Source organism: Rhodanobacter sp. OR92 (assembly GCF_000427545.1).
GTDB classification, from domain to species: Bacteria; Pseudomonadota; Gammaproteobacteria; order Xanthomonadales; family Rhodanobacteraceae; genus Rhodanobacter; species Rhodanobacter denitrificans.
Map to the genome: position 1 here is coordinate 1 of NZ_ATYF01000014.1, position 11,896 is coordinate 11,896.

An 11,896-nucleotide genomic window follows, 5' to 3' on the forward strand; every position below is an offset into this window, starting at 1 on the left:
GATGACCAGCCAGATCAATCGCTCGGCCGGCAGACGTCGACGGCGCAGTGACGTCGTGCCAGTCGCTTGCAATGCTTGCTCGATCCAGGCGGCCGGAATGAGCTGGCTGAAACGATCAAACGCGTCGGGAGACAGATCGCCTACCGCATCAAAGTTGGCTTGCAGGGCTGAGATCAAAGCAAGAGGCTCATGGAAAACCATGAGCCTCTTGGGTCGTTCCGGCTTCGTCAATACCTTAACTGACTGGCATTAGCCTCATGGCGGGCTTTTTCGTTCCGGCCGAAAGCACGCCGGGACTGAGCGTCACCGCTTTCGAGCCGAGGCGTTGTCGCGAAGCAGCAAGATATTGCGTGCAAATTCATGGACTTCGTCCCTTCGGTTTTGCAGTGCACCAGAGTAAAATCCCCGTTTTCACCCCCGTGATGATTTCATGACGCCAGCCACTGACACCCCCGTGGAGCATACCGATGTGCGCACGGTAGGCAGCACGGATGCACTGCCGATTGCCCCTGCGCTGGGCCTTTCACTGGATGCCGCGCGGATGCCGCGCAAATCCACCCTGGTCACGCGCCGCATTCTGCTGATCAGCGTACTGGCGGTGATTCTGGGTGTCGTCGCGGCTTATGTCGCGCAACTGCTGATGCTCACGATCAACCTGATCACCGACCTGTGCTTCTACGGTCGGGTGTCGGACGTAATCGGCCCGCATGCGCGTACGGGCTCGTTCGTGCTGTCGCCGGCCGACAACCAGCTGGGGGCATGGGTCATCCTGATTCCGGTCGTGGGTGGCCTGCTTGCGGGCGTCATGGCGCGCTGGGGTTCGCGGGCGATCCAGGGGCACGGCATTCCCGAGGCAATGGAGCAGATTCTCACCAATGAATCCAACATCCCGGCGCGGATCACCTGGTTGAAGCCGCTGTCGTCGGCATTTGCCATTGGCACCGGCGGCCCGTTCGGTGCCGAGGGGCCGATCATCTCCACCGGCGGCGCCATGGGTTCGCTGATTGGCCAGCTCCTGCGAGTCACCGCCAACGAACGCAAGGTGCTGCTGGCTGCCGGTGCGGCGGCCGGCATGGCGGCGGTGTTCGGTGCACCGGTGGCATCGCTGGTGCTGGCGGTGGAGTTGCTGTTGTTCGAACTGCGTCCACGCTCGCTGATCCCGGTGGCCTTGGCCGCGGTGACGGCAGTTGGCGTGCGCTATGCGACCTACGGCGCCGCGCCGGTGTTTCCCATGCCCGACGTGCTGCAGCCAGGAGGTTGGGCGCTGATCAGCTTCGTCCTGATCGGTGGTCTGGTCGGTTACGCCTCGGTGTGGGTGACCAAGGCGGTTTACGGCGTTGAGGACATGTTCGAGAAACTGCCGGTTCACTGGATGTGGTGGCCGGCATTGGGGGCGCTGGTTGCCGGCTTCGTCGGCTGGATCGAGCCGCGAACCCTGGGCGTGGGCTATGACAACATCGACGCCCTTGTACAGGGCCACTTCGGTCTCACCATGCTGCTCAGCTTTGGCGCATTGAAGTTTGTCTCCTGGGTGATCGCGCTTGGCAGCGGCACCTCCGGCGGTACGCTGGCACCGCTGTTCATGATCGGCGGTTCGCTGGGTGCGGTGATCGGCATCGGCATCAATCATTTTCTGCCGGGCTTCGGCATCGACCCGCGCATCGCGGCGCTGGTGGGCATGGCGGCCATTTTCGCCGGCTCGTCGCGCGCGCTGCTGACGGCGGTGGTCTTCGCCTTCGAAACCACGCGTCAGCCAGCCAGCCTGCTGCCCCTGCTGGGTGGCTGCACCGCTGCCTACCTGATCTCGGCCCTGCTCATGCGCAACACCATCATGACCGAGAAAATCGCCCGTCGCGGCGTGAAGGTGCCGTCGGAATATGCCGCCGACTACCTGGAGCAGGTCAGCGTGGGCACGGCCTGTTCGCGCAATGTGACTACCCTGCGAACCACGCAGACGCTTGCCGAAGTGCGGCGCTGGCTGGCCGACGAGGCCTCGCATACTCAGCATCAGGGTTATCCGGTGGTGGACGAACAGGGCCGCGTGCAAGGCGTGTTGACCCGGCGCAGCCTGCTCGATCCGCAATGGCATTACACCCTGGCGCTGGGGGAGTTGCTGACGCGGCCGCCGATCGCGGTCACCGAAGATCATTCACTGCGTGAGGCCGCCGACCACATGGTCGCCGAGAGCGTGGGGCGACTGGTGGTGGTGAGCAAGAACGATCCGCATCGGTTGGTGGGCATCATCACGCGGGGCGACATTCTCGCTGCGCATGCGCGGCGTCTGCGCGAGGCGCGCTTCAAGGGCCGCCACATCAAGCTCGGCAAATCGGAAAAACCGGCGGGCGTGGCGTGATCCGCTGAGGCGGTCCAGGGCGGGACCGCGCACGAATCAAGGCACGCGCGATGATTGCGCCGAGCGAGCGACGCCCGCCGCCGCCGTCAGCCCATCAACTGGTCGCCGATCAGCACCACGTCGGCCGGACGCCGCGCGAACAGGCCGACGGTGACGATGCCGGGCAGCTGGTTCAGCTCGCTTTCCAGCGCGGCCGGGTCGACGATCTGCCAGCCGTGCACGTCGATGATCCAGTTGCCGTTGTCGGTGACCACGCCGTCGCGCCATACCGGGTGGCCGCCGCGCTTGACGATCTCGCGGCCGATCAGGCTGCGCGCCATCGGGATCACCTCGATCGGCACCGGGAATTTGCCGAGCAGCTCGACCCGCTTGCTGGAGTCGATGATGCAGACGAACTTCTCGCTCGCCGCGGTGACGATCTTCTCGCGCGTCAGCGCGGCGCCGCCGCCCTTGATCAGGCGCTTGTACGGATCGCATTCGTCGGCGCCGTCGACGTAGAGCGTCAACGGGCCGGTGGCGTTGAGGTCGAGCACCGGGATGCCGAGCTTCTTCAGCTGCGCGGTGGACTGCTCCGAGCTGGACACCGCGCCCTGGATGCGCTGCTTCAGGTCGGCCAGCGCGTCGATGAAGAACGCCACGGTGGAGCCGGTGCCGACGCCGACGATGGCGCCGTCCTCGACGTAGCGGATCGCGGCTTCGCCGGCCTGGCGTTTTTCGTTGGCGTTGCTCATCGGTGGATTCCGGTGGAGGGTGGTCGGCTCGCGCTCATTCCAGCGCGAGGATGTATTTCCAGTGCGCCGCGTCGACCGGCATCACCGAGAGCCGGTTGCCCTTGCGCAGCAGCGGCATGTCGGTGAGGGCAGGGTCGTTCTTCAGTTCGTCCAGGCTGATCGTGCGCTTGAGCTTCTTCACGAACTTCACGTCGACCAGCATCCAGCGCGGTTTGTCTCGCGAGCTGCCGGGGTCGAAGTACCTGCTCTTGGGGTCGAACTGGCTGGGATCGGGGTACGCATCCATGGCCACTTCGGCGATGCCGACGATGCCGGGTACGGCGCAGTTGGAGTGGTAGAAGAAGACCGGGTCGCCCACGCGCATGCCGTCGCGCATGAAGTTGCGCGCCTGGTAGTTGCGCACGCCGTCCCAGGCTTCGCGCTTCTTGCGTTTCAGGTCGTCGATCGAGAACGCGTCCGGTTCGGACTTCATCAGCCAGTGGTTCATGCGTTTGCTTCCGGGTGGCAGTCGATCAGCTCGCGCTCGGTGGCGATGAAGTCGAGCGGCACGTCCCACGCTTCCTCCTCGACCTGCGGCAGTTCCTGGAACGCGTAACCGACGCCGACCAGCAACGGTTCGGTCGGGCGCACCTGCTCGTTGAGGAAGGCGAAGCTGCGGTCGTAATAGCCGCCGCCGTGGCCGAGACGGTTGCCGCGGCGGTCGAAGCCGAGCAGCGGCACGAACACCAGGTCGAGCTGGAACGGTTCCAGCAGTTCGGTCGGCGCGGCCGGCTCGGGGATGCCGTAGCGGTTCGGCTGCACGTCGTCGCCGGCTTGCCACGGCGCGAAGCGCAAATGCTTGCCCGCGCCGATCACCGGCAGCAGGAACTGCTGGCCGCGGCCGGCCAGCGGCGCGATCGCCAGGTTCAGCGGCAACTCGCCGTGGCTGGCCCAGTAGCCGGCCACGCGTGTGTCGGTGAGGTATTCGGGGAGCTGTTCAAGGCTGCGGCGCAGGCCCTGGGCGGCGGCGATGCGTGCGCTCGGTGGCAGGGTGCGACGCTGATCGGCCAGGCGCTGGCGAAGCTCGCGTCGTCGGGCGGTGGCGTCCACGTTTCGCGCAACTCCGTCGTAGTTCGCCCCGTTCGTCGCGGGACGAACGGGGCGGGGAATGAGTGGCGTCACCGCGATGCCGCTGCCCACCGAACGACCTTGATCCACGATGGATCAGGTGGGAGAGCTACATGGCCTCAAGGCTTTCCGCACGTGGCGGACATGCACAACAGCCGATGTGAAGCCGACCCGGGGCCGTATTTAGGAACAAGGCAAATGTAAGAGTGTGCTGGCGCACATCGCAGAAAACGCCGGGGACGATTCTAGGCGCTTGATCGCGAATGTGCCACTGCCGGGGACCGCTCGCGGTTCGCCGGACGCGCCGTTTCTAGCGCTTGGCCGGCTCGCTGTCGAGCGCGGCATCGAGCTTGTTCCGCAGCGCGGCGAGGCCGTCGCTGAGTCGCTGCTCCTGGTAGTCGTGCTGCTTGCGCAGGCTGAGGAACTCGTGCGCCACGCTGATCGCGGTGAGCACCGCCAGCCGCTCGAAACTGGGTGCCTTCGCGTTCGCGCGCAGTTCGCGCATCTTGCGGTCGAGGAAGCCGGCGGCCTCGAGCAGGCCGTCGCGCTCTTCCGGCGCGCAGGCAATCAGGAATTCTCGGTCGATCAGTCGCAGCGCGACCGGTTCACTGCTGGACATGGGTTCTATCAGCCGTTGCTTTCAAGCGATTTGAGCCGCTGGATCATCGCCTCGACGCGGCTGCGGGCCTGCTCGTTGCGGGCCAGCAGGCCCGCGCGCTCGCCGGACAGCTGCTCCTGGCTCTGGCGCAGGCTGCGGTTTTCCTCGCTGAGCCGGTGCACCGTGTCCAGCAGCCGGTCAAGCTGCTGGGCCAGGGCGGCCAATTCCTGATGGACCGGATCGGGCTGGATGGGCTCGGGCGTACTCATGCACGAAACTATAACAGGACGCCGACGGAAAACAGCTCGCCCGCGACAGCCGCGATGACGGCCCCGGCGACTGCATTAAACTGGCGGCCATTACCTGACGGAGCACCGCCATGACGGCACCCGGGCTTGTGGGCCACGACGACATCGACGCGCTGCTCAGGCGCCTGCGCCTGGGCACCACGGCCAGCGAGCTGCACGGCTCGTTGTGCGGCTATCTGGCCGGCGGCGGCTCGCTGCACGGCAGCTCGGTACTGGCCGCGCTGCAGCTCGACGGCGAGGCGACCGACATCGGTGCGGACGATCTGGCCCTGCTCGGCCGGCTGGCGCGGCAGAGCGAAACCGAACTGGCCGATGCCGAGCTGGGCTTCGAGCCGCTGCTGCCGGAGGACGACCGCCCGCTGGCCGAGCGGGCCGAGGCGACGGTCGACTGGTGCCGCGGCTTCCTCGGCGGCTTCGGGTTGGCCGGCACGGCGGCGCATGCGCAGCTGTCGGACGAGGCGCAGGAAGTGCTGCGCGACCTCGGCACGATCGCCGCGTCCTCGTTCGATTTCGGCAGCGAGGACGAAGACGAGGACGCGCTGATCGAGGTGCAGGAGTTCGTGCGCGTCGCCGCGATGCTGCTGTTTGCCGAGTGTGCTGCACCCGGCCCGTCCGCCAGCGGCAGCGTGCATTGATCCCGAGCGCCCCGAAGCTGGCCGCGCTGGCGATCGGCCCGGACGAATTCGCGCGACGCCGGCGCCAGCTGATGCAGATGGCGGGCGAGGACGCGGTGCTGCTGGTCGCCGCCGCGCCCGAACGCATGCGCAACGCCGACGCGGCATGGCCGTACCGGCAGGATTCGGACTTCCATTACCTGGCCGGCTTTCCCGAGTCCGACGCGGTGTTGGCGCTGCTGCCGGGGCGCCGGCACGGCGAGGCGGTGCTGTTCTGCCGCGAACACGACCCGGCGCGCGAACGCTGGCACGGGCCGTCGATCGGCACCGAGCGGGCGGTGGCCGACTTCGGGCTGGACGACGCGTTCCCGATCGAGGACATCGACGACATCCTGCCCGGCATGATCGAGGGCCGCGGCCGGGTGTACTGCCATTTCGGCCGCGAGCCGGAGTTCGACGCGCAACTGCTTGGATGGATGCGCCGCCTGCGCCAGTTGCGCGGCGGCGGAGTGGTGCCGAAGGAGTTCGTGGCGCTGGGCCACCTGCTGCACGACCTGCGCCTGTACAAGTCGCGCGCCGAACTGAAGCTGATGCGCGCCTCCGCGGCGATCGCGGTGGACGCGCACCTCGCCGCGATGCGGATTGCCACGCCGGGCCGCCACGAGTACGAGGTCGAGGCCGAGCTGCTGCGCGTGGTGCGTGGCCAGGGCGCGGTGCCGGCGTTCCCGCCGATCGTCGCCGGCGGCGCAAACGCCTGCGTGATGCACTACCAGAGCAACCGCGCCGCCTTGCGCGACGGCGAGCTGCTGCTGGTCGACGCCGGCGCCGAACTGGACTGCTATGCGTCCGACGTCAGCCGCACGTTCCCGGTCGGCGGCCGCTACAGCCGCGAGCAGCGCGCGTTGTATGAAGTGGTGCTGGCCGCGCAGCTGGCGGCGATCGACGAGGTGCGCCCGGGACGGCCGTTCGGTGCCGCGCACACGGCGGCGGTGCGCGTGCTGACCGCCGGGCTGTGCGAGCTGGGCCTGCTCAAGGGCGATGCCGACGCGGCGATCGCCGACGGCAGCTACCGGCGCTACTTCCCGGCCAAGACCGGCCACTGGCTGGGGCTGGACGTGCACGACGTCGGCGACTACCGGGTCGGCGGCGATTCGCGCCTGCTCGAGCCGGACATGGTGCTGACGGTGGAGCCGGGCCTGTACGTGCCGCCGGACGACCGCTCGGTGGCCGAGCGCTGGCGCGGCATCGGCATCCGCATCGAGGACGACGTGGCGGTGACCCGCGACGGCAACGAGGTGCTCTCCGCCGCGATGCCGAAAGAGGCCGAGGCGATCGAGGCGCTGCTGGCCGGGCGCTAGGGGCGCCCTGGCCCGTTCAGGGCGTCCCTAGGTCAACGCGTCCGACAGTTCGGAATCCTCGCGCAGACGGTTCGCCTCGTCGGTGGCGTGCACCTCGTACCACATCGCGTTGAGGATTGCGAAGGCGCAGGCCAGGCCCAGCCCGAGAATCCACGAGAAATACCACATGGTCAGATCACCTCCCGTTCGTTGTGCAGGAGCGCACCCTGTGCGCGATGGCTCTTCGTGAACATGGCCAGAAGCCATTGCGCGCGGGCTGCACTCCTGCCCATTCAATAGCCGCCGTGCGCCTTGCGCACCTGCTCCAGCGTGACCCGTCCGCGCATCACCCGGTACACCCAGCCGGTGTAGAGGATCACCACCGGCAGCAGTACCAGGGTAGCCACCAGCATCAGCTGCAGCGTGCCGCGGCTCGACGACGCGTCCCACATGGTGAGGCTGGAGCGCGGGTCGAGGCTGGACGGCAGCAGGAACGGAAACAGCGCGAAGCCGGCCGAGGCGATCGTGCCGCCAACCATCAGGCTGCTGGCGATGAAGCCGCTCACCCCGCGCCGACCGACCAGCGCCTGCACGCCGACCGCCGCGGCCAGCGCCAGCGTCGGCGCAGCCCAGAACCACGGGTACTGCAGGTAGCCGGCAAACCAGCTGCCGCCGACCGCGACCTGCTTGTACAGCGGATTGGAAACGCCTTCGGTCGCCACCGGCCCGACGGTCGCGTAGCCGGGAATGCCCCAGGCCAGCCACATGCCGGCCGACACGTACAGCACGGCAAAGAGCAGCGTCGTCCAGCGTGCGATCGTCACCGCCCTGGCGGCGATCGCGTGATCGGCCTTCAGCGCGGCGAAGCACGCCCCGTGCGCCAGCAGCATGGCGAGCGAGACCAACCCGCACAGCAGCGCGAACGGATGCAGCAGGTCGAGCAAGCCGCCGAGCCAGCTCATGCGCAGGTCGTCGTCGAAGCGGAACGGCAGGCCGAGGAACAGGTTGCCGAAGGCGACGCCGGCCAGCAGCATCACCGCCAGTCCGGAACCGGTCAGCACCCAGTCCCATAGCGAGGCCCAGCGCGGGTCACGGATCTTGCCGCGGAAGTTGAAGCCGACCGGGCGCAGGATGAAGGCCAGCAGCACCAGCGCGATGGCGAAATACATGCCGGAAAACGACACCGCGTAAAGCGTCGGCCACGCCGCGAAGGTGGCGCCGCCGGCCAGGATGAACCACACCTGGTTGCCTTCCCAGGTCGGCTCGATGCCTTCCAGCAGCACCTGCCGTTCCTCGTTGTCGCGGCCGAGTACCTTCAGCAGGCCGGCGACGCCGAAGTCGAAGCCGTCCATGATCGCGAAACCGATCAGCAGCGTGCCGAGCAAGGCCCACCAGATCACCCGCAGCGTGGCGTAGTCGAGCATGGCGATTCCTCAGGGCCGGTCGGAGGGAAGGGTGGCGAGCGCCGGTGGCCAGAGGCCAAGCCCGTCCGGCCCCTTGCGCGCGAACTTCAGCATCAGCACCGCGTCGACCACCGCCAGCGCGGTGTAGAACAGCAGGAAACCGCCGAGCGAGGTGAGGATCTGGCCGGTGCTCACCGCCGACACGCCCAGCGCGGTGGGCAGCACGCCCTCGATCGCCCACGGCTGGCGGCCGTACTCGGCCACGATCCAGCCCAGCTCGATGGCGATCCACGGCAGCGGCAGGCTCCACAGCGCCAGGCGCAGGTACCCGCGCTGGCGGTCCAGCGTGCGCTTGCTGGCCTTCCAGAACGAGAGTGCGAACAGCGCGATGAAATAGAAGCCGCAGGCGACCATGATGCGGAACGACCAGAACAGCACCGGCACGTTCGGGATGGTGCTGTCGGCGGCCTTCTGGATATCCGCCGGCGTGGCCCGGCGCGGGTCGTCGACGTACTTCTTCAGCAGCAGCGCATAGCCGAGGTCCTGGTCGTGCGCGGCGAGTGTCGCTTTCGCCTGCGCGTCGTCCTTGTCCCGGCGCAGCATCAGCATCGCGTCGTAGGCTTGGATGCCGTTGCCGATCCGTCCCTTCGCGTCGTCCACCAGTTCGTTGATGCCGGGCATCGTCTGGTCGAGAGAACGGGTGCCGATCAGGCCCATCACCCACGGGATCTTCAGCGCGTAATGGGTGGTGCGCTGCTGCATGTCGGGCAGGCCGAACAGGGTGAATGGCGCCGGCGCCGGTTCGGTCTCCCACATCGCCTCGATCGAGGCCATCTTCATCTTCTGGTTCAGCGACACGCTGTAGCCGGACTCGTCGCCCAGCACCACCACCGACAGCGCCGCCGCCAGCCCGAAGCTGGCCGCCACCGTCATCGAGCGCTTGGCGAAATCCACGTTGCGCCCGCGCAGCAGGTACCACGCGCTGATCGACAGCACGAACATCGCGCCCAGCACGTAGCCGGCGCTCACCGTGTGCACGAACTTGTCCTGCGCCACCGGGTTGAACAGCACCGCGGAGAACGAGGTCACTTCCATGCGCATCGTTTCGGGGTTGAACGCGGCGCCGACCGGGTTCTGCATCCACGCGTTCGCCACCAGGATCCACAGCGCCGACAGGCTGGTGCCCAGCGCCAGGAACCAGGTCACCAGCAGGTGCTTGATCCGCGAGATGCGCTCCCAGCCCATGAAGAACACGCCGACCAGGGTGGCTTCGAGGAAGAACGCCATCAGCCCCTCGATCGCCAGCGGCGCGCCGAAGATGTCGCCCACGTAGTGCGAGTAGTACGCCCAGTTCATGCCGAACTGGAACTCCATGGTCACCCCGGTGGCCACGCCCATCGCGAAGTTGATGCCGAACAGCACGCCCCAGAACTGCACCATGCGCTTCCATACCTCGCGCCCGGTCATCACGTAGACGCTTTCCATGATCGCCAGGATCCACACCAGGCCCAGCGTCAGCGGCACGAACAGGAAGTGGTACAGCGCGGTCAGCGCGAACTGCAGGCGCGACAGCGTGACGACGTCGGCGTCGATCAGGATCATGGCTGGGCTTCCGGCGACACGGGGGCAGAAGGCGCCAACCGCTGCGCGATCGCATCGGGGCTGGCGTCGGGTTTCGGTTGCGGCGCGAACACCACCCACCAGATCAGCGCGAGCGCCGCGATCTTCAGCGCGACGATGCCGAACAACTCGAACGTCAGCCGCCGCAGCGGGCGCGGCGGCGTGTGCAGACCTTCAGGTGGAACGCTGGAAATCGCGGGGCGGGACATGCGACGAATCCGTGCACTACCTGCCGCGCAGCATACGCCGCACGGATGTCGTCACGGTGTGGACGAATGTCGCAGCGGCGACTGCCCCGGTGCGTACGGTTACCCGCAGCGAAAAGTCGCTCGCCCTCCCTGCGGAGGCCGAAAGCGGTTTCGCTGCCGAAGGGGGCAAATGAACAAGCGGGGGACTGCTTCGACTCAGGCCGAAGCGAACGCGTCGCGCGTGAGGTTTTCCGGTGCGCCGTCGGTGCAGGCCACGTCGTCCTCGATGCGGATGCCGCCGTACTGGCGGAAATGGTCGACCTTCGCCCAGTCGATGTCGGCGGCCACCGGCTTGTCGCGCAGTTCTGCCAGCAGCATGTCGATGAAGTACAGGCCCGGCTCGATCGTCACCACCATGCCCGGCTCCAGCACGCGAGTCATGCGCAGGTAGGGGTGGCCGTCCGGACGCGGGATGCTGCCGCCGCGCTCGCTCTGCTGGAAGCCGGCGACGTCGTGCACCTGCAGGCCGAGCGGGTGACCCAGCCCGTGCGGGAAGAAGGTGCCGGTCACGCCGGACTCGACCGCGCTCTCCGCGCTCAGGCGGATGAAGCCGTGCTCGCGCAGCACGCCGGCAATGACGTGGTGGGCGTGGAGGTGCAGCTCGGGGTAGCTCTGCCCGGCGCGCACCTTCGCCACGAAGCCCTGCTGGGCGGCATCCATGCTGTCGATCAGCGCCTGGAACTCGCCCGCCTGCGTGCCGGCGTAGGTACGGGTGATGTCGCTGGCGTAGCCGGCGGCGCTGGCGCCGGCGTCGATCAGGAACGAGCGGCCCTGCGCCGGCGGCATGCGGTCGAAGTGCGTGTAGTGCAGCACCGCACCGTGCTGGTTCAGCGCCACGATGCTGGCGTACGGCAGCTCGGCGTCGATCTGGCGCGCGGCGGCGAGGTAGGTCAGGTGGATGCCGAATTCACTGCGGCCGGCGCGGAAGGCGGCCTCGGCGGCGCGGTGTGCGCGGGTGCCGATGCGATTGGCTTCGCGCATCAGTGCCAGTTCGTACGGCGTCTTGTAGCTGCGGTGCCAGTGCAGGCAGTCGAGCACGGCCTGCGGGTTGTTGATCTCCACGCCGTCGATGCCCGGGCAGGCCGGGGCGAGCACCGCGCCGCGGCCCCGCGGCAGCTGCGCGACGGCGTCCGCCGCGCTGCGCACGATCACGATGTCGAAATGTTCGACCCAGTAGCCGTGCGGTGCTTCCGGCACCACGTGCCAGTAGTCGTGCGGCTGTACGAACACCAGCTTCGGCTTCGCACCCGGGGTGTAGGCGACCCAGCTGCCCGGGGCGCCGTCCAGCGGCAGCCAGTGCCGGAAGTGCGGGTTGGCGACGAACGGGTAATCCTGGTCGTCGAGGAACTTGCGCGGCGGCGTGCCGGCGGCAACCAGCAGGTGGTCGAAACCGCCCTGCGCCAATGCCCTGTCGGCACGTTCGCACAGGGTGGCCAGGTGCTGCGCATACAGCGGGGCGGACGGCTGGTGCATGGTGACTCCTCGGCGGCGGGCCGTCCGGCTGCCTGCTCGCTGGCCGTCGCCGGGAGGCGTGCGCACAGGGCCGGTACAACCCGTGGTGAACTGGGGAAAGGGAC

The 11,896-nt window shown here is 67.9% G+C and carries 14 protein-coding genes and 1 other RNA gene; 3 read left to right on the plus strand and 12 right to left on the minus strand.

Translation table 11 applies throughout. From position 1 onward, the window contains the following. On the minus strand, positions 1–201 hold a 201-nt coding region (locus tag RHOOR92_RS18615), incomplete at its 3' end, for a transposase domain-containing protein (protein ID WP_037115138.1). Positions 202–430: 229 nt separating this feature from the next. Here RHOOR92_RS18615 and RHOOR92_RS0108290 point away from each other — a divergent pair. Further along, positions 431–2,353, plus strand: a complete 1,923-nt coding sequence (locus tag RHOOR92_RS0108290; RefSeq protein ID WP_027490028.1) for a chloride channel protein — start codon at positions 431–433, stop codon at positions 2,351–2,353. A gap of 86 nt (positions 2,354–2,439) precedes the next feature. On the opposite strand, the gene rpiA is transcribed toward RHOOR92_RS0108290, so the two are convergent. The 6 genes from rpiA to RHOOR92_RS0108315 form a co-directional block, all read right to left on the minus strand. Further along, positions 2,440–3,084 (minus strand): ribose-5-phosphate isomerase RpiA, encoded by a 645-nt coding sequence (rpiA, locus tag RHOOR92_RS0108295; RefSeq protein ID WP_007509582.1) that lies wholly within the window; start codon positions 3,082–3,084, stop codon positions 2,440–2,442. 34 nt (positions 3,085–3,118) lie between these two features. After that, a complete protein-coding gene (locus tag RHOOR92_RS0108300; RefSeq protein ID WP_007509580.1) occupies positions 3,119–3,571 on the minus strand; it encodes an EVE domain-containing protein in 453 nt (150 codons plus the stop codon). After that, positions 3,568–4,173 (minus strand): 5-formyltetrahydrofolate cyclo-ligase, encoded by a 606-nt coding sequence (locus RHOOR92_RS0108305; RefSeq protein ID WP_007509578.1) that lies wholly within the window; start codon positions 4,171–4,173, stop codon positions 3,568–3,570. The genes RHOOR92_RS0108300 and RHOOR92_RS0108305 overlap by 4 nt, the downstream gene beginning before the upstream one ends. Positions 4,174–4,237: 64 nt before the next feature. Beyond that, positions 4,238–4,424, minus strand: a non-coding RNA gene (gene ssrS, locus RHOOR92_RS19255) — 6S RNA. A 77-nt stretch (positions 4,425–4,501) separates the two neighbouring features. Next, positions 4,502–4,810, minus strand: coding sequence for a cell division protein ZapA (locus RHOOR92_RS0108310; protein ID WP_007509576.1), 309 nt, complete (start codon positions 4,808–4,810; stop codon positions 4,502–4,504). Positions 4,811–4,818: 8 nt separating this feature from the next. Then, on the minus strand, positions 4,819–5,058 hold the full coding sequence (locus RHOOR92_RS0108315; RefSeq protein WP_007509574.1) for a TIGR02449 family protein: 240 nt from the start codon (positions 5,056–5,058) through the stop codon (positions 4,819–4,821). 110 nt (positions 5,059–5,168) lie between these two features. Between RHOOR92_RS0108315 and RHOOR92_RS0108320 the strand changes: the two genes are divergently transcribed. Continuing rightward, complete coding sequence (locus RHOOR92_RS0108320; protein WP_027484574.1) at positions 5,169–5,732, plus strand: UPF0149 family protein; 564 nt, start codon at positions 5,169–5,171, stop codon at positions 5,730–5,732. Next, positions 5,729–7,069: an aminopeptidase P N-terminal domain-containing protein gene (locus tag RHOOR92_RS0108325; RefSeq protein ID WP_027490029.1), complete on the plus strand. Its 1,341-nt coding sequence runs from the start codon at positions 5,729–5,731 to the stop codon at positions 7,067–7,069. The genes RHOOR92_RS0108320 and RHOOR92_RS0108325 overlap by 4 nt, the downstream gene beginning before the upstream one ends. A gap of 27 nt (positions 7,070–7,096) precedes the next feature. Here RHOOR92_RS0108325 and cydX read toward each other — a convergent pair whose 3' ends face one another. The 5 genes from cydX to pepQ form a co-directional block, all read right to left on the minus strand. Next, positions 7,097–7,237: a cytochrome bd-I oxidase subunit CydX gene (gene cydX / locus RHOOR92_RS0108330; RefSeq protein ID WP_007509567.1), complete on the minus strand. Its 141-nt coding sequence runs from the start codon at positions 7,235–7,237 to the stop codon at positions 7,097–7,099. 104 nt (positions 7,238–7,341) lie between these two features. Further along, the gene (gene cydB, locus RHOOR92_RS0108335) at positions 7,342–8,472 is read right to left on the minus strand and encodes a cytochrome d ubiquinol oxidase subunit II (RefSeq protein WP_027490030.1); all 1,131 of its coding nucleotides are present in this window, start codon (positions 8,470–8,472) and stop codon (positions 7,342–7,344) included. Between the two features lie 9 nt (positions 8,473–8,481). After that, positions 8,482–10,053 carry a cytochrome ubiquinol oxidase subunit I gene (locus RHOOR92_RS0108340; protein WP_015448773.1) on the minus strand — a complete coding sequence of 524 codons (1,572 nt, stop codon included), beginning with the start codon at positions 10,051–10,053 and terminating at the stop codon, positions 8,482–8,484. After that, on the minus strand, positions 10,050–10,280 hold the full coding sequence (gene cydP, locus RHOOR92_RS0108345; RefSeq protein ID WP_007509561.1) for a cytochrome oxidase putative small subunit CydP: 231 nt from the start codon (positions 10,278–10,280) through the stop codon (positions 10,050–10,052). The genes RHOOR92_RS0108340 and cydP overlap by 4 nt, the downstream gene beginning before the upstream one ends. Before the next feature lie 195 nt (positions 10,281–10,475). Beyond that, a complete protein-coding gene (pepQ, locus tag RHOOR92_RS0108350) occupies positions 10,476–11,792 on the minus strand; it encodes a Xaa-Pro dipeptidase (RefSeq protein WP_007509559.1) in 1,317 nt (438 codons plus the stop codon). Positions 11,793–11,896: the final 104 nt, after the last annotated feature.

Excerpts from the sequence above, each read along its gene's own strand:
- RHOOR92_RS0108310 (WP_007509576.1), bottom strand. The coding sequence starts at position 4,810 with ATGTCCAGCAGTGAACCGGTCGCGCTGCGACTGATCGACCGAGAATTC.
- cydP (WP_007509561.1), bottom strand. The coding sequence starts at position 10,280 with ATGTCCCGCCCCGCGATTTCCAGCGTTCCACCTGAAGGTCTGCACACG.
- RHOOR92_RS0108340 (WP_015448773.1), bottom strand. The coding sequence starts at position 10,053 with ATGATCCTGATCGACGCCGACGTCGTCACGCTGTCGCGCCTGCAGTTC.
- RHOOR92_RS0108290 (WP_027490028.1), top strand. The coding sequence starts at position 431 with ATGACGCCAGCCACTGACACCCCCGTGGAGCATACCGATGTGCGCACG.
- rpiA (WP_007509582.1), bottom strand. The coding sequence starts at position 3,084 with ATGAGCAACGCCAACGAAAAACGCCAGGCCGGCGAAGCCGCGATCCGC.
- RHOOR92_RS0108320 (WP_027484574.1), top strand. The coding sequence starts at position 5,169 with ATGACGGCACCCGGGCTTGTGGGCCACGACGACATCGACGCGCTGCTC.
- pepQ (WP_007509559.1), bottom strand. The coding sequence starts at position 11,792 with ATGCACCAGCCGTCCGCCCCGCTGTATGCGCAGCACCTGGCCACCCTG.
- cydX (WP_007509567.1), bottom strand. The coding sequence starts at position 7,237 with ATGTGGTATTTCTCGTGGATTCTCGGGCTGGGCCTGGCCTGCGCCTTC.
- RHOOR92_RS0108300 (WP_007509580.1), bottom strand. The coding sequence starts at position 3,571 with ATGAACCACTGGCTGATGAAGTCCGAACCGGACGCGTTCTCGATCGAC.
- RHOOR92_RS0108315 (WP_007509574.1), bottom strand. The coding sequence starts at position 5,058 with ATGAGTACGCCCGAGCCCATCCAGCCCGATCCGGTCCATCAGGAATTG.
- cydB (WP_027490030.1), bottom strand. The coding sequence starts at position 8,472 with ATGCTCGACTACGCCACGCTGCGGGTGATCTGGTGGGCCTTGCTCGGC.